The following is a 26,760-nucleotide window of genomic DNA, read 5'->3' as shown; positions in this document are numbered from 1 at the left end:
TCATGAAGGAGCAGGCGGCGGCACCGCCCGCCGGCGGCGCGGCACGCGGCGGCAATCTGGAGGCCTATGACACAATAGGCGATCCGCATCGCCAGGAAGCCTCGACCGTGACGCGCCGCCTGCTCATCCTCGTCGTGCTTGCCGCCGCGCTCGTCGCGGCGTGCGCGCTGACGTGGACGATTACCTGGCAACGCGGCGTCGCCGAGCTGCAGCGCAACGCCGCGGTGCGCGTCGACCGCACCACCAGCGCGCTCAAGAGCACGCTCGACCGCTACGAATCGCTGCCCTATCTGCTCGGCAGCCATCCGTATGTGCAGGACCTGCTCGCCGAGCCGAAGCGCGGCGACTACACCGCGCGCGTCAACCGCTATCTCGAAGATCTCAACGAACACGCGCACGCGACCGTCACCTACGTGATCGGCGCGGACGGCCTGTGCGTCGCCGCCAGCAACTGGCGCGCGCCCGACAGCTTCGTCGGGATCGAATACCGTTTCCGCCCCTACTTCCTCGACGCGATGAACGGCCGGGTCGGCCGCTTCTTCGGGATCGGCACGATCTCGCGCGATCCCGGCTACTACATCTCGCAGCCCGTGTGGCGCGACGGCAAGATCGCGGGCGTCGTCGTCGTGAAGCTCAATCTCGAATGGTTCCAGGGCGCCGATGCGTCCGAGCCGCTCGTCGTCGCGGACGATCACGGCGTCGTGTTCCTGTCGTCGGTGCCCGCGTGGAAGTACCACACGCTGCGGCCGTTGACGGGGCCCGTGGCCGCGTCGATCTACGAGACGCGCCAGTACGCGCAGCAGCCCGTCACGCCGCTGCCGCTGCGCATCGAGCAGACGCTCGGCGCCGATGCGGAGATCGTGCGCCTCGGCGCGGGCCTGCGCGCGCCGCGTTTCCTGGCCAGCAAGCGGCGGATCGGCGAGCCCGACTGGCTGCTCGTCACGCTCGCGCCGATCGCGCCCATCGACGCCGATGCGCGCAACGCGACGATCGTCACGGGCTTCGGCTTCGTGTCGGTCGCGCTGCTCGCGTTTTACTGGCGGATGCGCCGCGCGCGCGTGCGCGAAATGATCCGCGGCCGCGCGCTGTTGCAGCAGGCGTACGCGGAGCTGAACCGGCGCGTCGAGGAGCGCACGGCCGACCTGTCGGAAGCGAACGAGCAGTTGCAGAAGGAAGTCGGCGACCGGATCCGCGCGGAGCAGGAGCTGCGCGCGGCGCACGACGAACTGATCCAGGCGAGCAAGCTGGCCGCGCTCGGCCAGATGGCGGCCGGCATCACGCATGAACTGAACCAGCCGCTCGCGGCGCTGCGCAGCTTCTCGGACAACACGCGCGTGCTGCTCGATCGCGGCGAGCAGGCGGCCGCGCGCGAGAACCTCGAGGCGATCGCCGCGCTCACCGAGCGAATGGGCAAGATCACGAACCAGTTGAAGCTGTTCGTCGGCCGCGCGAAGCCGCGCAACGAGCGGGCGCTCGTCGTGCGTGCGCTGCGCAGCGTGCTGTCGCTGCTCGGCGATCGCCTGCGCGGCGTCGCGCTTACGCTGACGCTGCAGGACGCGACCGTATCGCCCGCGCACGGCGTGCCGCTCGATCTGGCGCGCGACTACCCCGAGCTCGTCGCGCGTTGCGAGGACCTGCGCCTCGAACAGGTGCTGATCAACCTGCTCGGCAATGCGCTCGACGCGGTCGCGGGCATCGCGGCGCCCGCGATCGAAGTGACGATCGCGGTGTCGGCCGCGACGCTCGCGGTCGAGGTGCGCGACAACGGCCCCGGCATCGCGCCCGACCTGTTGCCGCGCCTGTTCGAGCCGTTCTTCACGACCAAGGAAATGGGGCGCGGGCTCGGGCTCGGCCTCGCGATTTCGTCGTCGATCGCGAGCGACGCGGGCGGTGCGCTGACCGCGCGCAACGCGCCGTCGGGCGGCGCGCTGTTCGTCTTGACGCTGCGGCGCGCGCGCACGCATCATCCGGACTCCGTGTCCGAGCCGGCGGGCTCGCACTAGGCCCGGTCGGCGAACGACCGGCATCAACGCCGCCGCGCGCGCAACCCTGCCGCGCGGCCCGTCAGGAGCAAGTGAGTACGATGGCCAACCGGCTGCAAGTGATCTATATCGAAGACGATGCGCTCGTTCGCCGGGCGAGCGTGCAGAGCCTTCAGCTGGCGGGCTTCGACGTCGCCGGCTTCGAGTCGGCCGAAGCGGCCGAGAAGGCGATCGTCGCGGACACCGCGGGCGCGATCGTTAGCGACATCCGGCTGCCCGGCGCAAGCGGGCTCGACGTGCTCGCGCAGTGCCGCGAGCGCGTGCCCGACGTGCCCGTGATCCTCGTCACCGGGCACGGCGACATCTCGATGGCCGTGCAGGCGATGCGCGACGGCGCATACGACTTCATCGAAAAGCCGTTCGCGGCCGAGCGCCTGATCGAGACGGTGCGCCGTGCGCTCGAGCGGCGCGAGCTCGTGCTCGAGAACCATGCGCTGCGGCGCGAACTGGCCGGGCAGAACGTCGTCGCGCCGCGCATCATCGGCCGCAGCCCCGCGATCGAGCAGGTGCGCAAGCTGATCGCGAACGTCGCGCCCACCGACGCGTCGGTGCTGATCAACGGCGACACCGGCGCCGGCAAGGAACTGATCGCGCGCAGCCTGCACGAGCTGTCGCCGCGCCGCGACAAGCCGTTCATCGCGGTGAATTGCGGCGCGCTGCCCGAGCCGATGTTCGAGTCGGAGATGTTCGGCTACGAGCCCGGCGCGTTCACCGGCGCCGCGAAGCGGCGCGTCGGCAAGCTCGAATACGCGTCCGGCGGCACGCTGTTCCTCGACGAAATCGAAAGCATGCCGCTCGCGCTGCAGGTGAAGCTGCTGCGGGTGCTGCAGGACGGCGTGCTGGAGCGGCTCGGCTCGAACCAGCCGATCCGCGTGAACTGCCGCGTCGTCGCGGCCGCGAAGGGCGACATGAGCGAGCTCGTCGCGGCCGGCACGTTCCGGCGCGACCTGCTGTACCGGCTCAACGTCGTGACGATCGCGCTGCCGCCGCTCGCCGAGCGCCGTGAGGACATCGTGCCGCTGTTCGAGCACTTCATGCTCGATGCGGCCGTGCGCTACGGGCGGCCCGCGCCCGTGCTGACCGACCGGCAGCGCGCGAGCCTGATGCAGCGCGACTGGCCCGGCAACGTGCGCGAACTGCACAACGCGGCCGACCGTTTCGTGCTCGGCGTGGCCGACATGCCGCAGGAAACGGGCGCGGGCGGCGACGCTGCCGACAACGAGCAGACGCTGAAGGAGCGCATCGAGCAGTTCGAGCGCGCGGTGATCGCCGAGGCACTGAACCAGACGGGCGGCGCGGTCGCCGCGACCGCCGACCGGCTGCATGTCGGCAAGGCGACGCTGTACGAGAAGATGAAGCGCTACGGGCTGTCGGCGAAAGGCGAAACCGAGCGCTGAAAAGCAAACGGACCGCGGAACCGGGCTGGCCGGTCGTGCGATCCGTTGGCGGGGAAGGGCGCTGCGCGCGGCCCTTCGAGCGTTGTCGGGCGGCGCTCAGGCAGCGTTGCTGTCGAGCGCCTTCTTGAGCAGCGCATCGAGTTCCGCGAACTGCGGTGCGCCGACGTAGCGCTTCAGGATCTTGCCGTTCCTGTCGACGACGAAGGTCGTCGGCGTGAGCTGCACGTTGCCGAACTGCTTCGCGACGCTGCCGTCGTCGAGCGCGACCTTGAACGGCAGCTGGCGCGTCTGCGCGTAGTTCGCGACGTACATCGGCGGATCGTAGTTCATCGCGACCGCGACGAATTCCAGACCCTGACCCTTGAAGCGGTTATAGGTATCGACCATCTGCGGCATTTCCTGCATGCAGGTCGCGCAGCTCGTCGCCCAGAAGTTCACGAGATAGACCTTGCCCTTCAGGTCGCCGGCGGTCGAGACCTTCTGGCCCGACAGCAGCGTGAACGTCGCGTCCGGCGCGCTGGACTTGCCGTTGAACGCGAAGACGCCGGCTACGGCGATGGCCGCGACGACGACCGCCGCGGCGATGTAGCGGACGGGGCCGGCGCTGCGGCGGGCGGGAGGCGTGGTGTTCATCTGCGGGGCTCTCGGAGTCGGTCGATGACGCGGATCGATGCAAAGGACGTCGAAATTCGTCGCTCATTTTAGCGCGAATGCGGTGCGCGCACCGGCGGCCACCACGCATCCCGGTTTTCACGTTCGGCGGATAATGGCCGTTTTGCCTGCCCGATCCACGCCATGCCGAAGGAAGTCTTCGATTCGTTGCGCCCCCTGTTTCGTCCGCTGCGACACTTCGCCGCGCTCGCCTGCGCGAGCGCCGTGCTGGCCGCGTGCTCGCCGTCGTACGACTGGCGCACGCTGCACAACGACGCCGGCTACACGATCGACCTGCCGGCGAAGCCGACCGTCGAGGAGCAGCCGGTTGCGCTCGGCGGCACGTCGATGCCGATGCGGATGCAGGCCGCGCACGTCGACGGCGCGGTGTTCGCGGTCGGCACGCTGACGCTGCCCGACGACCGCGACGACACGCGCCGCGCGGCGCTCGAGTTCCTGCGCGCCGGGCTGTCGCGCAACCTCGAGGGTGCGCCGCAGACGGCTTCGGTGCCCGTGCCGCTGGCGGCCGGCGGCGCGGTGAACGGGCTCGAATTGCGCATCGCGGGTGCGGCGGCCGGCGGCGATCGCGCGCGCAAGACGATCGTCGCGCGGCTTGCCGCGCGCGGCCGGCACGCGTACCAGGCTGTCGTGATCGCCGACGGGCCGATCGCCCAGGAGCAGTTCGACCAGTTTTTCGGCTCGTTCAAACTCGATTGACGACGGCCGGAGAGGGCGCTCAGACACTGTGTGACAACTGAAAGTTCATTCGCAGCTTTCTGCGCTAGTCACCGGATTTTGCGAGGTTTTTTCGGCTATCCACAGCGCATGTGGATAACTTTGTTGAAAAGTCGGCCGGATTTCCCGCCAAGCCGCGCCGGACGGCCCTCCGGCCCGTTTCGCGGCTTGTTTCTGTTTTGTGAAAAGTCAATGAAAACAAAGAGATATGGATTCCGTGCCGGAAAGGCCCCGGCAAGCCGTGATCCGGGGTCAGATTCGTGGAATTGTGCATAAGTCAAGTCTTGACAGCCGGATTTTGTCCTCCAAGGGCGCTCAGAGCGACGTAAGCACGCGCCGATAGCGGATAGCGTGAATACACTAACGAGTCCGCCATCGAGCCGCCGCAGACGAGGGGTGGATTGTCGACAGTCCTTCCGAGTTCGTCCAATGTCTCTTCATGGCCGCTGAGAGTCATCGGAGGCACCCGCATTCCTCCGTTGCTGTACGAATCTAAAGCCTGGCAGCGTTCCGTTAGCCTTCCAGTACCGCCCTCTCGATGAAGAAGCCCGCCTCTAGCCAAGGGTGGCGTACCTCGTGGCGCCAGGATCGCCATACCTCATCAACGGGATACTCCGCCTCGACCGCGATTGCCTTGATCGATGTTGGGACGTGTCGGGTTCGTTCCACCAGCGACAAGAATCGATGGTGTAGGCGGGTGACCGGAAAAGTGTGGGTGAGAAAGTCGCGACGTAGGATCACCGCATAGGAATCCTTGGCAGCGGGAAACCGTGGCGAGCGGCCGGCGCGAACCTCGTGGTAATACCAGGCGACAGGATAGCGATACTCGATCAGAGCCAAGCAAGGCTGGAGGATCAGTGCCTCATCGTCGACCGACGCGTCGGGCCAGGGCAGTCCCTCGTGGCCCGGTGCGTCGAACAGGCGGTACAAATCGCGCTCATAAGCGGCCAGGTCGATCATGAAGTCGATCCATGACTCGCGTCTTTCCGGCGGTTGGTCCCGATCAGGACGATTGTCCTCGAGCCATTCCGGAAAGCGCCGACCGAGTTCGTGCAGCGTGTAGCTGTCGGACGGATACGTCCGCAGATATTCGTCGGCGAAATCGGCAAAAAGAGCGCTTCCCAAACTGTGGCGGCTGGCGGGAAACTGCTCTTCCAAACATTTTCGCAAGCGCAGAATATAGCTGCGCTGATAGATCGCCAGACAAGCCGAGGATGACAGATTCGGCCCCGGTAGAAACGTGTCGGCGATGGTGTCGGCATCGGTGCCATCCGGTGCGATCAGCGCGTCGAGCATCCAGCGTTGCAGCGACTGCAAGCGATCGTCTCCTGCGTTCATGACGAGCACACGGCGCTGTTGCTCATGATCTCGGGCACGAGGAACGCAACTGGGGTGGACACGGCCTCGACGTTGTCTGGCTGCGGCCGCCCGGTAGCTTCGACTCGGGTGGGCGCGTCGCCGTCGATGATCTGTCGCGCCCGCATCAATTCGGCGTGCACGCGCTCAAAGGCCGGCACATCGCCATCCCATTCGAGCAAAGTGGCAGCTTGCTCGCTGCGTTGCCAAGCCAGGCGGAACAGATTCCACACCGCAGGAGAAACCGGGCGATCATGCGTGTCGACGATATGAGTGCCGCAATGCTGATGTCCCGCCAAATGCAATTGCACGACGCGATCGAATGGGAACTGGTTCAGGTAATCCATTGGATCGGTGCCGGCATTGAAGCAGCTGACATAAACGTTGTTGACATCGAGAAGCAGCCAGCAGCCCGTTGCGCGGCTGAGCTCGCGCAGAAAGGTGGGTTCGTCCGTAGTCGACTGGCGAAAGCGGACATAGGTGCTGGGATTTTCCAACACCAACGGCCGTCCCAGTAACTCCTGTGCCGCGACGACCCGGGCGCTCACATGCTCGAGCGTCCTTTCGTTGAGCGGCAGCGGAAGGAGATCATGACTGTTGATCCCGAGCGCGCCGGTCCAGCACAGATGGTCGCTGACCCAGCGCGCCGATACCTCGTCGGCCAGCCGCCGCAAGCGGGCTAGATAGTCGCGATCGAGCGGGTCGGTACTGCCGATCGACATCGATACACCGTGTAGCACGATCGGATATCGCTCAGCGATCTGTCGCAGGACGGCGCGCGGCCGTCCACCCGAATCCATGAAATTCTCCGAGATCGCTTCGAACCAATCGACCGGCGGCCGCGTTGTCAAGATGTGGTCGAAATGCTGGTTGCGCAGCCCGACACCGAATCCCAGTTGGTGTCCGGCCGCACCCCTTCGAAGTTCAATCATGCGGCGCTCCTTAGCTGCAGCTGCCGGCGCCGCTCATGCCGCTGGAGCCGCACGCCGTCATGCCATGACCGCTATATTCCTGGATCCATTCGATGGTCGGGCCGTACTGGAACAATTCGGGATGCGGTGGCTGTGGCGGCTGGGGCGGCAACGCCGCGTTTTTCTTGCGCAGTTCGGGCCAGGTTTGCTCGGCGAACACTTCACGTGCACGCAGCCAGACGCTCTTGCCGCGGTTGCGCCCGTCGGTGCTGAAGCGCTCGGCATTGATCGGCGTGGCACAGCAGCCTTGTGTGGAGCAAGCGTTCGCACCAGGCGCTTCCTGCTCCCGTCCTGTGCCATACAGGCCGCAACCACCTTGACCTGCACACGCGTTTTGGACGCGACAGGTGTGATCCGATACGCTTGGCGAGTTCGGTTCGGCAAAGTTGAATTCAAGCGCGGTCGAGCAATACCCTTGGCCTGCGCACGCGTTATCACGAGTACGGCCTTGCCCCTTGCATTGGTTCAGTCCCATACAGGCATGCCGTACCTCGCCAGGCAGTAAAACGCCCGGCGCGGGCGGCGCCCCGGGGAACACTGGAATGCCCTGATACTTACTGACATCGCAGCCGGGCTTGCCCAAGGTCGGCTGATCGGGCTGCGCCTGCCATAGGCCGCTGACATCCGGCAACGAGGGGATCATGTCGACGAAGTATTGCGCGTCGCTGCTGTACCAAGATTCGCTGCCATATTTGGCGTCCATCCCGTTACACATCGCGACCAGCGTAGCGAAGGCCTGGTTACGCGGGCCAAGATTGATATTCTCGAAAGTCGGCGCCAACTTTAAAGTGCTGGGGTAGCTGTCGGTCCCGGACAAGGGGATTTTCCGCATGGCCTGGATGACCTTATCCAGGATCCAAATCATCGATCGGTGCAGCGTTTGATTGAAATACAGCTTCTGCTGACTTGGTTCAATGAGGAAGATGCTCTCGGTCATGATCAGCATGTACTGATATAGGCCGCTGACGATGTCGGCGAGCTCGCGGCGCCCAGGCGGGTATGCGGCGGCCACCGGATTGTCGGGAAAATCGAACATGATTTTTGCCAGCTCTTCGCGGCCGAACTGACGTGCCGCCGGCGGCGGCGGAGGCGGCAGGTTCGGCAGTTTTTCGTCGTGGGGATCGTAGCCTGCGAGTTGCGATTGCAAAGTCAGGAACTTGTAGTAATGCGAGAGTTCGTGATGCGACTCATCGTCGAACTTGTGAGGGCCGAAGCCTTCGCCTTCGGCGTCGATCGTCTGGATCGCCTTCAAAGCATCTTGGCGTGACGCAATGGTCATCAGCGCGCTGCGGCCGGCATGGCTGTCGCCGCGGCTCGCATAGGCGGCTGCGTTCGCCGCGGAGCCGCCAACCGGTGTCGGTACCGGGCAACCGAAATTGAAGCTGGCAGTCGGATAGACCGAGTCGATATTGTTCGGCGAATAGTTGGACGGCTGGATCTGGGCCGGCGCCCGCCCCGCTTTGAAATCGTCGTCGGTGATGTGCTGCGAGCTAATGATGCACCGAAGGTAGGAATAGATCTGGCCGATTGTTTGCCAATTGTTCAGCTCGGGCGGGGCGTCCGCTGCGGCCGGGTATTCGACTTCGAGGAAATGCCATAACTGCTCGGACGAGAATTTAGCCAGCGGAAGCGCCATTGGCTTATGGTCCGGGCCGAGCCTCGCATGACCGGGTAGGTCGGTCGGGTACGGTGAGGGCGAGCGCAAATAGAGCTGGGGCTGTACGCCGAGCGAATAAAGCATGTTGGACGACAAGGACAAATGCAGCATTTCCTCGACAGCCACGCTCATCATGATGCCCCCCGCCTGGCCGGCGAAGCGGGACAGGTCCGTTGCCGGAAAGCCTTCCGGGGTGCGGTTGATCGAGTAGTAGGCGAACAAATAGAGCGGCACCGTCGCCAGTTCGATCTCGACCGCGGTCTGCAACCCGTCGCGCAATTCCGTCAACGCGCGGGCGCGATTCCAATGCTCGTCGATATGGCGCACCAGGCGTTGCTCTGCTTCGCTGAGGGGGCGCACGGGAATATCTTTGTCCGTTGAGGCGAGATGGGACATGCTCATTTCTCCAGGTCGGTCATGATGATTTCTTCGTCAACGTATTGGCCGTCACATGCGGGAAGGACGCGCGGCCGCCGCGTACCGTCAGGAGCATCGTGATGGTCTGGGTTGCAGCTGCGGAAAGCTGGTTCCCCCATCAAAACTTTCCAGCCAGCAGGTAAAGTCGTAGGCGGTGACATTGCTGTTCTTTTGTTCGAAGCCGATATTGCCGACAGCGCCGTTTCCGTTGGAAGAGCTGACGGCCAACGTTATGAAATCGCTCGGTGCTTGGATGGCGAGCGCGTCAACGAGCGCTTGGTTCGGATTTGACGTGTAGGTCAGATCGTCATTGATGACCAGCTCGAGCGGGCCCGACTCGCCTTTCGGAACTACCGTGGGACCGTCGCCGACCCGGAACGGATGGCCCGTGCCGATCCGCCCGACAAGCCCGCCTACCGCGCAGCCGGGTAACGGAGCACTGCTACCAGAGGCGTCGTACATCGGGTTACCGTTCGCATCGAAGTCCACGCCGTCGTCATCCACTTGCCACATGCCGGATTGATAGGCGACGGTCACGCCAAGGTCGCCGTCGACCGTGATTCCCGTCGAGTGCCAGGTTTGATTCGCAGCGACCGTAACCGCTTGCGATGGAAATCCCCGGTCCATATGCCCGCCTTAAATGGTAGTTGCCGACGTTGGTTTTCGACAATTCTAGGATCTAAACGGCAGGCCCGCGAATTTTCGTTGATTCCACTCGCCGAGAAGATAAAGGAATAGCTGTTAACGTTGACAGGTTGAGTTTTCGGTGGCCGATTATCTGACCCTGAAATGAGTGCTCTTGAAAGTGATGAAACTTTCCTTGGCCGGGTATGGGCACCATCTCGATGAGAATATCGGTGGACAGGTGTGTTTTCATGAGTGATCCGATCCTGGTTAACGCCCTTACAAATCGTCAGCGGAAATTCATAACGGTGCTTTCGATCTTGCGGCGCAAATAGTGAGATTCGATGGGGATTTCGACAAGAAAATCACTGACGACGTTTGTCTACCGACGATCTCGGCTACCATCGAGTTGACGAAGCGATTTTGCGCAAGGTGTGAGATGGTGCAAAGAGACGGGTTGGTCGTCGGGGGAGTTTTACTGGGTTATTCAAGCGCCGGGCGCACTGGACGAGCGGGCTGAATGGCAAAGTGCCCCGCAGCCTGCACGGCTCGCCGGAATCACCGCCCAGGGCGAGCTGATGTGGAATACATCGCTGTCGGCGGCTTGAGTGAGTGGCCCGTGACGTGGGTCGGCGAGCTCTGTGTGAAGCCGATGCAACACACTGATACGGTCGATGCTAACGAGGCAGCGACGGAATCCGTGTGCCGGCTATTATCGGGCTATCGGACGAAATAAGCGGCTCGTATGCGCGAGCCATCGACTGTGGACTTTTGCCTCGAATCTTCGCAGGAGAAAAGTGATCGGCAAAATGAGTTTTCAGCATTTTTCATGAGGCTCGCACTTGGCTTGGGTTCGCGTTATATCGTTTTCATTTGTAATTTTGCCGTGGCACTGTCTCGACGTAACAATTGTTTAATGCACGTGGGGTTGCAAAAAATAAGATAAAAAATATAGATTCAAAACGTCCGAATTTCCCGGAGTCGATATCCGGAGATTGTGTAAACAACACTTGAGGAAATTATGGCGTCTATCCCGTAATCGGTTGCCAGGGAAGTGCTTGCGGGCGATCGAACTGGCAGGATGTAATCGCGCGTAATCGGCTGCACTCCAATCGCGCTGATTGAGTTCTTTGACTAGATACGGCCTGTAAGAGGGGGCGGCGCGTAAGCACCTCGACTGTAGTCGTTCGAATTGTGCGGTCGACTGATTGACCCGATTTGAAATGAACGATGACTAATAAGGCTCCCTTGTGCAGGGCGCCAGCAATACCGTGATCTGCACGCCCCTGACTACGCGTGCATCGCGGGTGGCCTGATCCCGTGCGCCACCGACGACGCGGCGAACCCTGGTGGCGCCGCTGCGTCAGACGCTGACCTATGATCAGGGCCGAGAGATGGTCCGGCACGCCGAATTGAGCGCCGCCACCGGCGTGCGCGCGTACTTCTGCGACCCGTGGGAGTATTCACTGAATTGCTGAACGCACAGATGGCTCTCGCCGATGCGCAAAAGCAGCGTGCGGTTGCTTTGTCGAAGTGGCGGACCGCGCGCCTCGGGCTAGCAGCGAGCCTTGGTAGGCTCGGACTCTGGCGTGTGAATGGCTGAGGGGGTGTATGACTTGTCCACAAGCAAATGTTGACCTCCCCCCGGTATTCCCCAAAGTGTCTCGATAGATATATAAAGCAGACATACAACCTAAAAGAACACCTAACCTCAAATTCGTCGAGGAACAGCGTGATTTCGCGGGGCTACCGAACCGCGCCGGGCGACCCTCTGACCCGTTTTACAATTCGTCGGGTTTTGAAAAATCAATAAAAACAAAGAGATGCGAATTTTTCGATGAGCGGGCCCCGGCGAGCTGCAATCCGGGGCCGGATTCGCGAAATTGTGCATAGATCAAGTCTCGGCAGCCGGATTTTGTCCTCCGACGGCGCTCAGAGCGACGTAAGCACGCGCCGGTAGCGGATCGCCTCGGCGATCTGCGTGGCCGTCGGCAGCGGGTCGCCGGCCAGGTCGGCGATCGTCCGCGCGACCTTCAGCACGCGAAAATACGCGCGCGCCGACCAGCCGAAGCGCTCGCCGGCCTCGCGCAGCAGCCGCTCGCCTTCGTCGGTCGGCCGGCACAGGTCGTCGGTCTCGCGGCCGCTCAGCATGTGATTCGTCTTGCCCTGCCGGCCGAGTTGCAGCGCGCGCGCCTGCGCAACCCGCGCGGCCACCGCTGCGCTCGGCTCGCCGGGCGCCGACGCGCGCGACGCGAGTTCGGCCGGCGACAGCGCGGGCAGGTCGATCTGGATGTCGATGCGGTCGACGAGCGGCCCCGACAGCTTGCGCAGGTAGCGAGCGGCGACGTCCGGCGTGCAGCGGCAGCGCCCGGACGGATCGCCGTGCCAGCCGCACGGGCACGGGTTCATCGCGGCGATCAACTGGCACGCGGCCGGGAAGTCGGCTTGCTGCGCTGCGCGCGAGATCGTGATGCGGCCGGCTTCCAGCGGCTCGCGCAGCATCTCGAGCACGTGTCGGTCGAATTCCGGCAGTTAGCTTTCTGGCATCTTAAGAGGCCACATGTTGTCAGCAGCCCTTCTTGGCCAGCATCCACTTTTGCAGGCGTACTTCGGTGTCAGCCCAAAAAGTAGGTTTTGAATGAAGAGATAAATTTACGTTGGGCAAGCCGTCTGTAAGACGGCGCGTCAGGTTCGAGTGTGTGCAACTTGGGTACCGTCCGAAGGGCGGCTGTCCACATCTTTATGATGTGGGCAGCCAAGTTGTGCACACGGGGATTCTCCGACAAGTCTTGAAGTACTCGCCTTTGAAAAGCGGACTGAAACCTGCTATGCCTCAGTCTCGTTCTTGTCTGTCCAGCAGCGTAGGGGTCGACAATCGGCTAATTTTTCGAAAGCGGTCTTCGGCCCCCTTTTTTTGTGCTGCCTATTTCGTTTGGCGACGTCTCTCCTTCTTTTTCTGGTTCTTTCCCAGCTATTGCCAGTAAGTCCGCAGGGTCGACGCTAAGTGCCTCTGCCAGCAAGTAGATGTTGTCGAGCGAGACGTTCGTAACCATCCGCTCGACTTGGCTTATGTAGGTGCGATGCAACCCAGCAAGGTCGCCGAGCTTCTCTTGCGAAATGTTTTGCGTCGCGCGGATTCTTTTTAGATTACTGGAAAGCCGGCTTCGGAGCGCCGCTTGCCCAGGCTTTAGCTTGTCATTCATGGTGCCAAAGCATGGCGGAACGCAGCGTTTGTATCTACAGCCTATCAATCGACAGATTTTAGCTCTACAGAGTTTACATCTACATAGTTTGCATCTACACTGTATCCGTCGAAGGCTGCGGCGGGTGCGGTTGTTGCATCGATGGTGATAGAAGGCGCCATCGCGGCTGCAAGGGCACGCGTCTTAGCGAAAAATTCGTCCCGCGCGACATGAGCGACGAACGGCGGCGTCGCCGTCGTTGAGGAAATTGAATATTTCTAGCCCACTCTCGGGCGTTAGCTGTTACCTCATTGATAACTCATTGACTGAACGTAAATAAGCGGCTCGACCGGTGTTACCGGTTTCCATCTCGTCCGACTGTTCCGCAGGGCGGGGCGGAACGGCGGAATTCCGCAACACCGACCGGGCTATTGCAGGGAGCTGGAGAAAATGGAATGCAGTGGCGTATTGGCGGGAGAGGAAAATCATTCTGGCTTACGGCTCCCGCTGCCTGTCCGCGTCTCCGACGTCGCTTGGTTTTATGTGCGTTACGACGAAGGGGACAGCAGTGACATGCAAGGAACTGCCTACGTTGTTCACACCTACTCAGGTGCCAGAAAGCTGATTACGAGCGCGCGAGGCCGTCAGCCAGTTTTGTACCTGTTCCTTGCAAAACGCGTCGGAGGAATCGCTCTCAGGCGCGTGGTTGCCGTACGGGAGGCGCCGGATACCACCCTTCAGGTACTCGAGCTCGACGATGGACGTGCGGTCCTGTTGGATTTGAGCAGGGATGGCGAAGGCGACTTCGCATACCTCGAAATCGACCTGCCCTTGTGCATGAGCCAGTTGGAGGCCACTGAATTGGTCGCCCCGAATGCGCGAACAGTGGATTGAGGACGCTCGCAATGAGAATTCAAGTTGCCTCGGACCTGCACCATGAACTCGCAGTCTCCAACTCCGCGATGGCGGCCCGTCTTGAACGCGCTGATGACGCCGTCGATTTGCTTGTCCTTGCCGGCGACATTCACAATCAGACCGGCGCAATAGACCTCTACGCGGACTACCCCGTGCCAGTTGTGTACGTGTGTGGTAACCATGAATTTTACGGTGCCGAAATGCTGCAACTTCTTCGTGAGTTGGGGCGTCGAGCTGTCGGGACGTCGGTCTACGTGCTCGAGAAGAACGAATTCGTTTTCGGCAATGTCAGATTTCTCGGCTGTTGCCTGTGGACCGACTATCATGCGTTGCAGGAGCGCTTACGAAATCTGGAGCGTCGTCCTGCGACTACTACGAGTCTTGTTTCCTGAATTGTCGCATCGCTATCTGATGAGGCTAGGCCTCCGATTCTGGTATGCGAATTAATTGGTACAGGAGACAAAAGGTGCGCGTCCGCAGACTATGAACGACTGTCAAATTCTTTTTCTCGATATTGATGGCGTCCTACATCGAGGGAGTTCGTATGTTGCTAGAAAGCGCATTGTTAGCAGTGCGCCCGGAAACATCGAGTTGTTTGAGTACCTTCCCGTACTAGATGGGCTCTTGCATCCTTATCCGCATGTGGCGGTCGTCCTTTCCTCGGACTGGGCTTATCGATTTGGTGTCGACTACACCCGCTCGCAGTTGCCGTCGAATTCTCTGCGTGCACGGATAGTTGGGGCAACATACCAAGGCTGCGAATTCGACGAGCAGTTGTGGCCAATGCTTTCGAGAGGAGCCCAAGTCCTCGACTACGTTCGCCGACAAGGACGCGAGCGCCTCGAATGGATTGCGATTGATGACCGAAACGACGGATTCGAGAGCTGCAGAGAGCGCCTTGTGCATTGCCAGTCGGACTATGGCTTGGGCGACGCTGCTGTCGTCGAACTGCTGCGGCACAGACTACACGAGCGATTTTCTTAATCGACTGTGTCGGCGGCGCTGCGCGCTTAAAGGCACGCAACCAGTATCGAGGAAGTACGATGCGAACCAAGATGCCGCGCACGATATCGGCCAACAGCGTCCCGCTTACGGTCGAACGCATGCTTGCTGACGCTATGGCCCTCGGTCTTATGCAAGTCATTGGCGCGCTGACGCCGCGACAGTATGTCGATACTCGGACGATGTCGTCATTCGAACTTGGATTGAAGTTCAAGCAGCTGTTGCGCGACGAGATGTATGAGCGGCGTCGTGGGGCGACGAAGAGGCAACAAAACGGAGTGGCGCGGGCGCCTGGCCGGTGAGTGGAAGATGCAAATCATAAAAAAGATTTGTACGGGATGGCGGCTCGCGCGCAAATAGAATTTATGCCGAAAATGCCTCTCGCTATAGCTCGGATGCCACCCGCTACCGTCGCTGCCATCGAGCGACTGGGGGCGGACCTGGCTGTCGCCCGTCTGCGAAGAAAAGAGTCGCTCGCTTCCTGGGCGGCCAGGCTTGGTGTGACCGTGCCGACTCTCATGAGAATAGAAGCGGGCGAACCGGGCGTCGGTATCGGTCTCTATGCGACGGCGCTTTGGCTCATAGGCCGAGATGGTGCTCTCGCCGAACTGGCGTCTCCGGAGAAGGACCGAGGGGCACTTGAGATGGACGTGCGGGAGGCTGTTGAACTCGGCAAGTCTCGGGCAGCCGCTTCCGCAGAGGCTCGGCTGAGCCGCAAGGAAAAGCGCGACCACCAGTGATTGGGAACGCAATGAGCGCAGGACGCTTTCAGGCAGGCGATAAGAGCACAGCAATCTGCTCGCGTTGCGGCAAACAGGTTGACACAACTTTCGTTCAACGAGATGTTCCATTCAGCGACGGCAAGGGCTTCGTCGCAGGAATTCTCGTAGCTGTTTGCGATGTTTGCGATGACGTCGTTGCGATACCGACTCAGTCTACACCGGCTATTCGAGAAGCCCAGGTACTGGCGCTCATTGTTTAACGCTAAACGCCGAAGGCGTGCATAGCTGAAGAGGATTTGCGGGGCGCTCGCGCGCAGAGATGGATGCCCTTTCAACCGTGGCTGTCCACCCACGCTCGGCACCAGCTGAGGCCAGCGAGTTCAGCTTCATTCTCAGTCTCAAAACTGCCGAGCACGCCCGAGGTTTCAACGAGCTTGTTGTGTCGCGTGATAGTGCCGCTCGCAGCGTATCCGTGGCCTCGCCGGATAGCATGTCCCCAAATCGCATACCCCTTGTAGTGCTCAGCCTCCATCAGCGGGTTACCTTTGGGCTGCACACGATGTGAATCAACGCGCAGTACATTGCCCTCGGGAGTCGAGACTCTGCACGCGGGGAACTGCGTTGATTGGGACGGGGCGCGCTACACGTGCGCGCTTGGTCGGTTTCGGGACGCTCACCACGGCGTGGGTTGATTTCAACTTCTTTGCGTGAGCCATTGACATGGTGCTGACTCGAAATCCGTCAACTTGACTCGAAATGTAGCAATAAATGCCGTGCATTGGCGAGAGTCATCGAAATTCATCAAAAACCCGATTTCCGCTCTGTCAAAGAGGACGCGCCCGTTGACCTGTTGGTCCGGCAGGCGGGCGTCGGTGGGGTGCGGCTCTTGCGGCCGCTGGTGCGGTGCGCGACACAATAATTGTGGGTACCGCCTTTCCTTACGAGGAGGCCGCTTCCCCCATACAGGGACGATTGAGAGGAGCTTTCGTTGACGAGGTCGACGAGCCACGGCCCGGCATGAGCCAACGCTTCGTCCTCTGTGCCGATGGACAATGCTCGGTTCGCACCATATCGCTGCTCGATAAGGGTGCCAATGAAGCGGGAGAATTGGACGCCGTCCACGAGCGCGTACGCCTATATACCTCCCGCTGTTCGCAACGTCGTGGGTCAGGAGTATCTTAACCGGTGAGGCTCAAACGGCCCGTCATCAACCAATTGGTCGTCGACAAGACGCCAAAAGCGGAAACCGCCCTCGCGCCCTGTCTTGCCGACCATGAACACGCGCCCATACGCAATATGCTGTGCGGCCGCCTTGGCCTTGTCGTATTGCTGCAACTGAGGCCCCTTAACCTCGACCAATACAATACCTCCGCCCTCGGTGCGCGCTGATATGCAAACCACGAAATCTGGGAAGAATCCTATACCGCCCGACCAACGATAGAGACTCACCGACTCGGGTTTTTGAGAAGGGTTGCGATGCCACCAGAGGACTTCGCTCGAAGTGTCGATGAACTCAGCAAATTCTCGCTCTTGGGGCGACAGACTGTCCGGGAATACGCCGTATATGTTCCGCTTGGCCGACAACAGGGGCGCAAGGCTTTCTACCGCCGCTGGAAGTTTCACGACTGCGGCCGTCACGTTCTCGGCGCGGACACGCTTGTACGCCTGGCGAATCAGGGTTTCATTCCTGACTAGGACCAACTCGAGCTGCCTTGTGAGCAGTTCATCTGTGTCCGGCAACTCATGTCCGTGTTCTTGAAGGGCGTGCTTGAACCGCTCCTTTAGCTCGCGGAGCAGTTCACGGCGGTCAAGTTCGTCGAATTCGAATGCAATCTGACGTGCACGTTCAGCGATTGCAACAGGTGACACGGTCGCCCATACGTCGTGGTCCTCTGGTTCTTCGCCAATGAACACGTCTTCGACCCGTTCTGTGACGCGCGACCGGACTCTGAATCGGTCACCAAGTACTCGCGTGAAATCGATGTGTGCGGCCAGACGCTCCTCGACGTTTTCGGGTGCGTCCGGCAATTTTTCAGCCACTAGCGTTTGTGGCATTCCATCCTTGAGTGGATAGCGCAGAACACCCGATTGAGCTTCGAGCTCGAACGCGTCCGTCAAAGACGACGCCTCGGCGAAGCCATGCGCCAGCTTTTGTGTGACGTCGTTACCTTCTGGAGTCAGTGAGTCAAACAGCGTTGTTTGAACGCTCGACAGTTGAGGCATTGGCAAGTCGTCGATGTCTTCAACTTCGGGCGGCTCTAGTTCCTTCGGGGCATGCTGCCCTCCGTCGTGTAAGAGAGACAGCGATTGACCAGGATGAACGACCTGGACCGTCGGACTTCCTGCAAGGACCGTGACTACGGTCGATGGGCTCGCAGACGCGAGTTGCTGCGGCATCTGATTGATTCTCGCCGCAGCACCTACCAAACCTTCTTGGGCTTCGCTGTTTGCGAGGAATACATAGCCGTAGCTGAGGATGGCCGGCAGAGAAGTGAGCCTTCCTTGGAGCAGCCTATGCACGCGCATGATGCGTCCGACCACCTGGATGCCGAAATCTGAATCGCGATTGCCGCGCAGTGCGGCTAGCGTAAAAGCACGCGGTGCGTCAAAACCCGTTGCAATAGCCATCTTAAAAATGATGACCTCGACCTGCGGGTCATGGGCAAGTGCGGAGAGATTCGGGTCCGGTTCATCAGCAGTGTGGACGCGCACCGATTCCTCGGGAAAGCGAAGGGCGCCTGTTAGATAGTCGCGCGCCTTCTGTAACGCTTGCCCCCCGTTGGGTACTTGAACAAGCATGAGAGGCGTTAGAGCAACTCCCGCGCCCGCCAACGTCTCTTTAATGCGCCGATGCATTGCAGCACATTCCGACATCGCAACTTCCTCGAACTCGAGCAACTGCGCATCGTCCTGGTTTTTCGCGATGAAGCGGGCCGCCTTCACACTCCTCTTTAGTAGCTGCGCGTCTACGCCTTCCTGGCGGGTGATAGACGCCCATTCTGACGGACCGCCGATTCGGTAACTCGTTTGCTGCGAGAATTTTTCGGCGTCCGTATCGCGAGGCGTTGCGGTCATCATCAGCACGTAGTCCGGCTGTATGATGTTCGTAAAGAACTTGCTTGCCTCTGAAGCCCGTACGAATCCATGGTGCGCTTCGTCGACGACGACGCCGATGCGAAGATTTTCATCTCGGGCCTGGACGAGAAGGTCGTCTATGGCTAGACCGGCGTCACCGCGCTGACGCGCGAGGCGGGAATCCTTGCTGCGCGCGGCGACCGTTTGCCATGTCAGGACAAACGTAGCGCCCGGTCGCAGATTTGCAACGCGACGGTCGGACTGAATATCAAGCTGGGCGAGGTTTGGTGCCTGATTGGTCAGCGTGGCTTTGGCTTGGTCAACAACGCCGGCAAATGGCGCGAACCATAGCCATAACACGTTTTCTTCAACGGAAAATTTACTGAGCAATTCGCAGGCGATAACCGTTTTGCCAATCCCTGTTGGAGCCTGAAGTAGTACACATGCATCAGCACGGCGGAGCCGGTTCAATTCACCCGCAGATGCGTCTCTGCCGAGCGCGTCATAACGTAGCTTCAGCGCTCGGAATCTGTCGAGCAGTGCGTCGATATGTCGTTCCTGAAACGACACGGGGCTGATTCGGCTCATTCGGACACCTCGAATTCGTATTGGTATTCAGGCACGCGTACGGTCCCTTGCTTGAAGATACGCCTTAAATCATCGGGTACCGCAACGATACTCACTCTTTCTGCAAGGTCTGCCAACGCGGCGACTACAGCCTGTGTGGTCCATGTCAACACCACGACTTTGCCTTCGAAGGCGCTCACGGTGGAGACGAGTTTCTCCAGAGTGGCGCTGCGCGTGTTCGCGCAGTAGGCGATGAGGTGGTTCTCATTGACGGAGGTGGCTAACGGAAAATTCGGGGCAGTGATGGGGTGGTCGCAAGCCATCAACGCGAAATTCCAAACCATCTCGTCAGTCAAGCCTTCTTCCAACCGGTGCATGGCCACTGTCTTTGCCCGTAGGTACGCAAATTCCCCCCCGAGACCTGGAACCTCTCCGTTCTTTGTCGAGCGATACCCCTCAATGACCGCACGGACTCGACGGGCACAAACGTCGCGACAAAGGTTCTTTTCGGGCTCCTCAACGGTCGCTTCTCGGCTGGAGACGAGCACGAATTTCCGTGCGCCACCGTCTTCCTTGTTCATCTTCAGTACGGCTTGCGCGGTGGTGCCCGACCCAGCAAAGAAGTCGAGGATAAGGGCGTCCTTCTCCGGGGCCCCGATTTGCAATACGCGCTCGATTAGTCGGACCGGTTTGGGAGTGTCGAAGGCCGTCTGCGTGCCAAAGATGTCTTGAATTTCCTTCCGCGCTTCGTCGGTATGGCCGACTTCCTCATGTGGCCACCAAGTCCAAGGGACCAGACCTTCAACATCGGACAGATACCGCACCATGCGAGGAACGCCGTTACCATCCTTTCCAAACACAATGCGCCCCTGCGCTCGGAGCTTCAGGTACTCCGACTCTATCGTCGACCAGCAGCGACCTTCCGGCGGATAGTGCACCTTCCCATTTGGGGCTTCGATGGCATACATTTGGTTGGGTCGGTAGCCCTGAGCTGTCATCGAAATCGATTGCCAACGCTTTTTAGGGTCCGTCTCATTGGGATTGTCGGGATTCTTGTAAACCCTCGCCTGCTCCTCGCTCAGCGAAATGCGTCCCCGGCGCAGCTTGAACTTGTCCGGATTCGGCGCATAGACAAGTAGGTATTCGTGCGCGTCGCCGATGGCCTCGCGGTTCTCTCGGGAGTAACGCTTCTGCCAAATGCAGTTGGCTACAAAGCGTGTTTCTCCAAATACCTGATTCATTAGCAGGCCGAGATTGAAAAGCTCATTGTCGTCAATGGAGACAAATATTGCGCCGTCTTCTCGCAGGAGCGATTTTGCGAGTACGAGCCGTTGGTACATGAATTCGAGCCAGGTCGAATGGCGGTACCGATTGGTCGCGTCAAAGTAGTGGTCGTTGTAGACAAAGTCACGCCGACCTGTGTTATATGGAACATCGATGTAGATGAGGTGAAAGGCACCCGCGTGAGTTGTCGCGAGGTGTCGTAACGCGTCGAAGTTGTCGCCTTCTATGATGAAGTTGCGATGAGGTGCGGTACCGCATGACAGCGCTTTCTCAAACTCCAGTCCGACGAAGTCGCGGTTCAGCGCCTTGTCGGCATCGATGTCGGAGCGCTCCCAATGCAGGCCGTATTGCGCTCGCGCGTCCCGGCGTTTCAAGATGGCGATAAGCGCCTCTTTGGTGAGGTTCTCGTACTCCAAGCTTACATTTCCCTTGTATCAGCGATATTCGTGGTGTTGGGCGAGGCTGCATCGACCTCGATGCCGACGCTCTTGCAATAGTCGAAGACCAGCTTCTCAATGAAGTTGGTTTGAGAGCGTCGTTCTGCGAGCGCTGCACGCTCTAAGCAACGTTTGAACTCGGGTGTCACCCTGAAGCTGACCGGTATTCGTTTGCTGTCTTGCACGACCACTTCTCCTTCACAGTGCTGTATAGTATGACGCATTACATCCCTCGGACGCCAGCGCCGGAAGCTGCAGCGGATGAGCGCGTGGCGCCTACTAGGTCAACATCGAGGGGCACTCACATACATCGAAGCGTCGGGCCAGAGCTGCATACTTGATATGCTATGAGCATCTCCCGGGGCTAGTTTCCCCGCGATGCCACCGGCATCGCGCGACTACGAGTAGAGACCGAACCACACGGGAGACACCGGCGGTTGTGGTTGCTGGGGTTGCAAAGGCAGACAACTGTCACGCTGTCTTGATTCACGCGAGTCTGCGGGAGACATGTGAGCTACAAATATTCGAAGCTGGACGCAAGAAACCGTGACTGGTTTGCTAGCGACAATTCGCGGCAAAGCTTAATGAAGATTGTGCTACGCGAGGGTAGCCTTCGTAGCCTCAAGCCTTGTGCGGTGGAATTCCGATATCCGTTCACGGCAATCGCCGGGAAGAACGGGTCCGGCAAATCGACTTTGCTCGCTATAGCAGCCTGCGCATTCCATAACTCTGATTCCGAGCTTCCCGGCTTCCCAGGTAGGAAGCATGACTATTACACGTTCTCAGATTTTTTCGTGCAGTCAGCTGAGGAGGTCACGCCGGAAGGGATAACCATTGCGTACCATATACGCCATGATGCTTGGAGAGAGAGCTCGCACTTACCCAGCGGGGTCGGCTTAGGACGCCAGGTGCGACAGAAAAAGCAAGGCGGAAAATGGACTGAGTACAGCCGCCGGGTGCATCGCGAAGTGATGTTTTTTGGCATCAATCGTGTGGTTCCGCATTCTGAGCGTAGCGGTGCAGTTGGGCATCGAGCAACATTCCGCGCCATCGAGCGCAACGGTTGGGAAGACCAAGTTAAGGCAGCTGTTGGGCAAATCCTTGGGGTCTCGTACGATGACTTCGAGCTTAAGCGAGCGTTAAAGCATCGTTTGCCAGTAGTCCGGCGTCGGATGGGAACCTACTCAGGTTTCAACATGGGGGCGGGCGAAAATGCCCTTTTCGACCTGCTGTCGTATCTGTATGCCTGTCCTGGCAGTCCTCTCGTTGTCATTGATGAGTTGGAACTCGGTCTGCACGAACAGGCTCAAAAGCGGCTTGTCGAGCATTTGAAACAGCTTTGTTACGACCGCAAGATGCAGATTGTTTGCACGACGCACTCACCAACAATTCTGGAATCGTTGCCGCCGGAAGGTAGGTTGTATGTGGAAAGCAACGAGAGTGAAACCGTCGTGGTTCCTGCAGTTTCGGCTCTCTTCGCCGCCGGAAAGTTGAGTGGCGTGAATGGTCTTGAGCTAGATATCTTCGTAGAGGACGAAGTGGCGGCTGCCTTGGTGGCAGCCTCGTTGCCTGTCTCGGCGCGAAAGCGCGTAACCATAAGACCCATTGGCTCAGCGAGTGCGGTCGTGCGTCAAATGGCAGCGCGGTACAAAGAAAAACGGATAGCGAATGTCGTCGCTATTCTTGACGGCGACCAGAATTCCCGCTCGACGGTGCACAACAAGGTATTTGCCAGTGCACTCGAGGCGGACCCTGATGTCGATTCAGCCAAAGCATGGCTAGAAAAGAACCTGTTCTTCCTGCCAGGAGACACATGGCCTGAGCGGTGGATTGTCCAGCGACTACTCTCAGAACCAGGCTTGGCAGCGATTTGCACCGAACTCGGCACGGATGTCGACACAACTCGGCAGGAATTGGAGTGCTCACTACAGGCAGAAAAGCATGGTGAGCTTTTCTATCTTGCAGACAGTTTCGCGCTGGAGGAAAACAGCTGTCGGGATGCCTGTGCTCGAATTGTTGCGCGCGCTTATTCTGCCGAGTTGGCAATCGCAACGGCGGGCGTAATTGCCCACCTGGGCCACAACACGGTCGAACCATCCGAGAAGCTTGGTGCACGCGTGTAGCAAACTTTCTCAGGCGACGCTAACCCCCTTACTCAGTCGCGGCACTATAATGCTAGAAAAATTCGAGCGACAGATTTGGACTGAGGGCAAGCCTCAGCGTTCGGATGAACACGCGCGTTCTGCTATTGATTTCGTGGCGAATTGATACACCGAGGCCGACAAGCCGATGTTTAATACCAAGTTCGGTCCATTCATTGGTGCTACCTGGGAAGCCCTGTGCCAGCAGGTCTTCAAACGGAAGTATCAAGCTGACGGCTATCAGCAAATGCCCGCATCGCCCGGCGACTTTGGTATCGAGGGCTTTACCGTACACACCGGCCTCGCATTTCAATGCTACTGCCCCGAGAAGCACTACAGCCGCAGCGAGCTGTATGAAAAGCAGCGCGACAAGGTTACCCAGGACCTCGGGAAACTGAAGACATACCAAGCGGACCTAGAAGCGCGGCTAGGGTCGACAAAGCTCAAAAGTTGGATATTCGTCACCCCTGAGCTCGATAGAAACTCCTTGCTTGTCCACGCCCGAAACAAAGAAGCAGAAGTGCGGCGTTGGAAGCTACCCTTCCTGGCAGACGACTTCTGCGTGCTGTTGCACGACGGCGACCACTACGCCGTCGAAATCAACGAGATTCGTGTCGCCGCTGGCGAAGCCATGGTGTTCGATGACTGCCCCCCAGTGCTAGCAGAACTCAAGGGCGAGCGCGAGGACTATGAGCAAAACGTTCTGCGCAAGAGCGGAATTCGGCTGGCTGACAAGTCTGCAAAGCCAGCGTTTCAGCAACTCGTCTCGCAGCTAACGCAGCGAACTATTGAGAGCTTCCTCGAATCGGATGGCTACCTCCGACGTATCGCCTCGACGGCGCCAACCGTGTACGTGCGAGTGGTCCGGCTTATCAACGAATACGAGGAATACGTTATTGAAACGTCGGCAACCTGGAGCGGTACGGCAGAAGACCTGACCACACGGGTACGTGATGGGCTTGCCCAACGCATCGCGGAAGAACTCGCACCCACACTGGACATGACCAACGCGAGCAAGATTGCCAGATTCATGACGGCACGATGGTTAGCCGTGTGCGAGTTAAACTATGACTGAATCCGCCGCACATCTGCGCTTTGAACGCAGGCCATCGCCAGTTCTGGCAGAACATCGACCGCTGTACAAGATTGGGCAAATTCTCTTGGTCCTCCATCTTGCCTCCCGTGGGGGCAAGTCCAGCTTGCCCAGGCTACATCTGTTCAACTGGGCGCTCAAAGCGGACGAGCGTCAATCGCTCCTCGTGAAGGCAGCGGAAGCGAAGACGCTCGATGTGCCGGCATGGGGCTTCGACCCAATTCTTGCGATTGCGATTCGCTTTGCTATGGCAGAGGGGCTGGTACGCGAAATTTCAACAGGCTACGAGATAACGGAGCCTGGTGAGATTTTCATCAAAGACGCCCTGAAAGACGCAAGCATTTTTCCTGAAGAGCGCGCCTTCCTGTCCCAGGTGGGCAAAGGTGTAACTGAGCAAATGGTTGACGCTACCGCAAAGGGCTGGGAGGCATAGTGATAGTTAGGGGAGTCAAGCTGCGTGCCGTCACCGACAACGGAGAGTTCGGCTTCGCCTTCGAGTTCGCGCGTAACTTGACCATCATTCGAGCTCGAAATTCGAGCGGCAAGAGCACCCTCTTCAACAGCGTGCTCTATGCGCTCGGCATGGAAGAACTCGTTGGAGGAAAGAACGAACGCGCACTACCGTACGCCGTTAAGGAACATTTCGAGTTCGGCGGCAAACGCATCCCGGTTGCCGCATCCGAGATTCTGCTGGAAGTTGAAAATCAGTCAGGGCGAATCATCACACTGCGACGAGCCATTCGCGATACCGTCCGCAGCACAAAGCTCGTAGAGGTATTCGATGCGGCCCACTTGACGCGCGGTGAACCACTTGTGGATGCCAAGCCCACCTACGTACATGACAAGGGTGGCGCGCAGTGGGAAGAAGGATTCCATCACTTCTTGGAGTCCTTTATGGGGCTGTCCTTGCCTAATGTTGCAACGACAACGGGAGGAGAAACGAGGCTCTACCTGCAGACGATTTTCGCCGCGTTGGCCGTCGAACAGAAGAGGGGATGGACCGACTACGTCGCGACCATACCGTTTTTTGGCATCCGAGACGCACGCACACGTGTAGTCGAGTTTCTTCTCGGTCTCGGTGTATTCCAGACCAATTCGCTTAGGAATCAGCTCAACGCAGAATCCGTCGAAATCGATTCCGACTGGCGGCGGGCAGTTGACGAGCTGCGGCGCGAGGCAGCCCCCCATGGCGTCGTCTTGGAAGGTGTCGCTTCAAAGCCAACCCCGTTATTCCAAGCAGACTCGGTGGTCTTACGGCGCCTGAATGGAAGCGCAGCGATAGACCTCTCGGAACACATCCGACAACTGCGCCATGAACACGCGGTACTGCAACAACGTGCGGACGAATACAGCAGGGTAATGGGCGCCGAGGCGTTGCAGGAGGTTACTGCGACTTCGGAAGAGCTTCAGAAACTGAGCGTTCTACATGAACGCGCGACCACCACGCTGGGAGAGCAACGAGCAGCTCTGAAGGACTATGAGGTGCTGCTCGCCGAGGCAAATGAAGACCTGGAGCGCAACAAGGCTGCCGCGAAGCTGCGCGACCTTGGCGCCAAGAACAACCTGAAGACGGCAATTGGCCTGTGCCCCACCTGCAATCAGCCGGTCGACAACACGCTTTTGGCTGGTGCGGTCACCGGCCCTCAGATGGATTTGGCAACCAACATTGCCTACCTCGAGAGCCAGCGCCGGATGCTTCAACGGCAGATAGTTGGTTTGCGCGAAGGGATTTCCTCAGCGGAAGCGCGTGTCGCTGAACTTGAAGCCAGACTTGCGGCCAAGCATGACATTCTCTTCGCCATGCGGAGCGATGTGACATCTGGCGCGACTGAGTCGAAGGCGATTGTGCGCCGGCAAGTCCAGATTGAAATTGAAATTGATGCATTGGAGCAGTTGCAATCAAAAGCAACGACCCTTTGCAGCCGCCTCACAGGCATTGCGGACCGACTGAGGCACAACCAGGCCGCTCGCCAGCGTCTCCCGAAGGACGCATACACTGCTGACGACCACCGGCGAATCGACGCACTCCAGTTCAACTTCAGAGGAAACGCGGGCTCGTTCGGCTATGAGAGCGTACCAATTACCGACATCATCATCAGCAAGGAGGCGCTGGTGCCAAGCCTCGCGGATATGGAGTTGCGTGCGATTCGGACCGACATCAATTCCGACTCGAGCGCGAGTGATTTCGTCCGCTTGATTTGGAGCTATCTGCTAGCCCTGTACCAGACTTCATCAGCTCCGGGCCTGCAAGGCAACCACCCTGGCCTCCTCATGTTCGATGAGCCAGGTCAACACTCGATGGCTGCCGATAGTCAGCATGCCTTGCTTAAACAGCTCGCTGGCGAAACTGGCCTGCAGAGCATCGTCGCGGCATCTTTCGACGAGACCGAAGAGGTGTTTCGACAAGCGACCGAGGGCATCGCCTTCAAACTCATCGAATGGGAAGGCAAACTTCTACGCCCGCTTTGAGGCAACCCGTTGCACGGTGGTGT

22 protein-coding genes and 3 pseudogenes are annotated in these 26,760 nt (G+C 59.6%); 13 read left to right on the top strand and 12 right to left on the bottom strand.

The window, feature by feature from the left end:
• Positions 1 to 2 precede the first annotated feature (2 nt).
• Both AC3WLY_RS15370 and AC3WLY_RS15365 read left to right on the top strand, forming a co-directional pair.
• Positions 3 to 2,003: a sensor histidine kinase gene (locus AC3WLY_RS15370; protein ID WP_175963605.1), complete on the top strand. Its 2,001-nt coding sequence runs from the start codon at positions 3 to 5 to the stop codon at positions 2,001 to 2,003.
• A gap of 80 nt (positions 2,004 to 2,083) precedes the next feature.
• Complete coding sequence (locus tag AC3WLY_RS15365) at positions 2,084 to 3,439, top strand: sigma-54-dependent transcriptional regulator (protein ID WP_034179129.1); 1,356 nt, start codon at positions 2,084 to 2,086, stop codon at positions 3,437 to 3,439.
• Between the two features lie 96 nt (positions 3,440 to 3,535).
• Here AC3WLY_RS15365 and AC3WLY_RS15360 read toward each other — a convergent pair whose 3' ends face one another.
• On the bottom strand, positions 3,536 to 4,072 hold the full coding sequence (locus AC3WLY_RS15360; RefSeq protein WP_492310314.1) for a peroxiredoxin family protein: 537 nt from the start codon (positions 4,070 to 4,072) through the stop codon (positions 3,536 to 3,538).
• 162 nt (positions 4,073 to 4,234) lie between these two features.
• Here AC3WLY_RS15360 and AC3WLY_RS15355 point away from each other — a divergent pair, with 162 nt between their 5' ends.
• Positions 4,235 to 4,807 carry a hypothetical protein gene (locus AC3WLY_RS15355; RefSeq protein WP_425131984.1) on the top strand — a complete coding sequence of 191 codons (573 nt, stop codon included), beginning with the start codon at positions 4,235 to 4,237 and terminating at the stop codon, positions 4,805 to 4,807.
• A 531-nt stretch (positions 4,808 to 5,338) separates the two neighbouring features.
• Here AC3WLY_RS15355 and AC3WLY_RS15350 read toward each other — a convergent pair.
• The 4 genes from AC3WLY_RS15350 to AC3WLY_RS15335 form a co-directional block, all read right to left on the bottom strand.
• Positions 5,339 to 6,142, bottom strand: a complete 804-nt coding sequence (locus AC3WLY_RS15350; RefSeq protein ID WP_175963608.1) for an HvfC/BufC N-terminal domain-containing protein — start codon at positions 6,140 to 6,142, stop codon at positions 5,339 to 5,341.
• A gap of 17 nt (positions 6,143 to 6,159) precedes the next feature.
• Entirely contained in the window at positions 6,160 to 7,113 is a 954-nt protein-coding gene (bufB, locus tag AC3WLY_RS15345) for an MNIO family bufferin maturase (RefSeq protein ID WP_175963609.1), read from the bottom strand.
• Between the two features lie 10 nt (positions 7,114 to 7,123).
• Positions 7,124 to 9,205, bottom strand: a complete 2,082-nt coding sequence (locus AC3WLY_RS15340; RefSeq protein WP_175963610.1) for a ferritin-like domain-containing protein — start codon at positions 9,203 to 9,205, stop codon at positions 7,124 to 7,126.
• Between the two features lie 87 nt (positions 9,206 to 9,292).
• On the bottom strand, positions 9,293 to 9,853 hold the full coding sequence (locus AC3WLY_RS15335; protein ID WP_492310315.1) for a hypothetical protein: 561 nt from the start codon (positions 9,851 to 9,853) through the stop codon (positions 9,293 to 9,295).
• 1,355 nt (positions 9,854 to 11,208) lie between these two features.
• Here AC3WLY_RS15335 and AC3WLY_RS15330 point away from each other — a divergent pair.
• Positions 11,209 to 11,322: pseudogene (locus AC3WLY_RS15330) on the top strand (IS30 family transposase); the annotation flags it as partial.
• Positions 11,304 to 11,453, top strand: a pseudogene (locus AC3WLY_RS15325) (TolC family protein); the annotation flags it as partial. The pseudogenes AC3WLY_RS15330 and AC3WLY_RS15325, both read left to right, overlap by 19 nt.
• 329 nt (positions 11,454 to 11,782) lie before the next feature.
• On the opposite strand, the pseudogene AC3WLY_RS15320 reads toward AC3WLY_RS15325, so the two are convergent.
• Positions 11,783 to 12,382 (bottom strand): annotated as a pseudogene (locus AC3WLY_RS15320) (ATP-binding protein); the annotation flags it as partial.
• Positions 12,383 to 12,729: 347 nt separating this feature from the next.
• A complete protein-coding gene (locus AC3WLY_RS15315; RefSeq protein ID WP_492310316.1) occupies positions 12,730 to 13,053 on the bottom strand; it encodes a helix-turn-helix domain-containing protein in 324 nt (107 codons plus the stop codon).
• A gap of 429 nt (positions 13,054 to 13,482) precedes the next feature.
• Between AC3WLY_RS15315 and AC3WLY_RS15310 the strand changes: the two genes are divergently transcribed.
• The 4 genes from AC3WLY_RS15310 (at position 13,483) to AC3WLY_RS15295 (ending at position 15,251) form a co-directional block, all read left to right on the top strand.
• Positions 13,483 to 13,926, top strand: a complete 444-nt coding sequence (locus AC3WLY_RS15310) for a hypothetical protein (RefSeq protein ID WP_492332688.1) — start codon at positions 13,483 to 13,485, stop codon at positions 13,924 to 13,926.
• Between the two features lie 11 nt (positions 13,927 to 13,937).
• The gene (locus AC3WLY_RS15305) at positions 13,938 to 14,339 is read left to right on the top strand and encodes a metallophosphoesterase family protein (RefSeq protein ID WP_492310318.1); all 402 of its coding nucleotides are present in this window, start codon (positions 13,938 to 13,940) and stop codon (positions 14,337 to 14,339) included.
• 91 nt (positions 14,340 to 14,430) lie between these two features.
• On the top strand, positions 14,431 to 14,931 hold the full coding sequence (locus AC3WLY_RS15300) for an HAD domain-containing protein (protein ID WP_492310319.1): 501 nt from the start codon (positions 14,431 to 14,433) through the stop codon (positions 14,929 to 14,931).
• A gap of 59 nt (positions 14,932 to 14,990) precedes the next feature.
• Positions 14,991 to 15,251, top strand: coding sequence for a hypothetical protein (locus AC3WLY_RS15295; protein WP_492310320.1), 261 nt, complete (start codon positions 14,991 to 14,993; stop codon positions 15,249 to 15,251).
• A 751-nt stretch (positions 15,252 to 16,002) separates the two neighbouring features.
• On the opposite strand, the gene AC3WLY_RS15290 is transcribed toward AC3WLY_RS15295, so the two are convergent.
• The 5 genes from AC3WLY_RS15290 to AC3WLY_RS15270 all read right to left on the bottom strand — a co-directional run bounded on the left by AC3WLY_RS15290 (position 16,003) and on the right by AC3WLY_RS15270 (position 21,219).
• The gene (locus AC3WLY_RS15290; RefSeq protein ID WP_492310321.1) at positions 16,003 to 16,203 is read right to left on the bottom strand and encodes a hypothetical protein; all 201 of its coding nucleotides are present in this window, start codon (positions 16,201 to 16,203) and stop codon (positions 16,003 to 16,005) included.
• Positions 16,204 to 16,472: 269 nt separating this feature from the next.
• On the bottom strand, positions 16,473 to 16,793 hold the full coding sequence (locus AC3WLY_RS15285) for a hypothetical protein (protein WP_492310322.1): 321 nt from the start codon (positions 16,791 to 16,793) through the stop codon (positions 16,473 to 16,475).
• Between the two features lie 45 nt (positions 16,794 to 16,838).
• Positions 16,839 to 19,334 (bottom strand): DEAD/DEAH box helicase, encoded by a 2,496-nt coding sequence (locus AC3WLY_RS15280; protein WP_492310323.1) that lies wholly within the window; start codon positions 19,332 to 19,334, stop codon positions 16,839 to 16,841.
• The gene (locus AC3WLY_RS15275; RefSeq protein ID WP_492310324.1) at positions 19,331 to 21,013 is read right to left on the bottom strand and encodes a site-specific DNA-methyltransferase; all 1,683 of its coding nucleotides are present in this window, start codon (positions 21,011 to 21,013) and stop codon (positions 19,331 to 19,333) included. Before AC3WLY_RS15275 ends, AC3WLY_RS15280 begins: the two co-directional genes overlap by 4 nt.
• Before the next feature lie 2 nt (positions 21,014 to 21,015).
• Positions 21,016 to 21,219 (bottom strand): type II toxin-antitoxin system antitoxin, encoded by a 204-nt coding sequence (locus AC3WLY_RS15270; RefSeq protein ID WP_492310325.1) that lies wholly within the window; start codon positions 21,217 to 21,219, stop codon positions 21,016 to 21,018.
• A 324-nt stretch (positions 21,220 to 21,543) separates the two neighbouring features.
• On the opposite strand from AC3WLY_RS15270, the gene AC3WLY_RS15265 reads away from it, so the two are divergent.
• The 4 genes from AC3WLY_RS15265 to AC3WLY_RS15250 all read left to right on the top strand — a co-directional run bounded on the left by AC3WLY_RS15265 (position 21,544) and on the right by AC3WLY_RS15250 (position 26,737).
• Positions 21,544 to 23,157 carry an ATP-dependent nuclease gene (locus tag AC3WLY_RS15265; RefSeq protein WP_492310326.1) on the top strand — a complete coding sequence of 538 codons (1,614 nt, stop codon included), beginning with the start codon at positions 21,544 to 21,546 and terminating at the stop codon, positions 23,155 to 23,157.
• 166 nt (positions 23,158 to 23,323) lie between these two features.
• Positions 23,324 to 24,250 carry a hypothetical protein gene (locus tag AC3WLY_RS15260; RefSeq protein ID WP_492310327.1) on the top strand — a complete coding sequence of 309 codons (927 nt, stop codon included), beginning with the start codon at positions 23,324 to 23,326 and terminating at the stop codon, positions 24,248 to 24,250.
• Positions 24,243 to 24,701, top strand: a complete 459-nt coding sequence (locus AC3WLY_RS15255; RefSeq protein WP_492310328.1) for a hypothetical protein — start codon at positions 24,243 to 24,245, stop codon at positions 24,699 to 24,701. The genes AC3WLY_RS15260 and AC3WLY_RS15255 overlap by 8 nt, the downstream gene beginning before the upstream one ends.
• A complete protein-coding gene (locus tag AC3WLY_RS15250) occupies positions 24,701 to 26,737 on the top strand; it encodes an ATP-binding protein (protein WP_492310329.1) in 2,037 nt (678 codons plus the stop codon). Before AC3WLY_RS15255 ends, AC3WLY_RS15250 begins: the two co-directional genes overlap by 1 nt.
• Positions 26,738 to 26,760 lie beyond the last annotated feature (23 nt).

It is taken from the genome of Burkholderia sp. FW306-1C-G01B (assembly GCF_058781685.1).
This window is presented reverse-complemented; position numbering and strand designations above follow the sequence as displayed.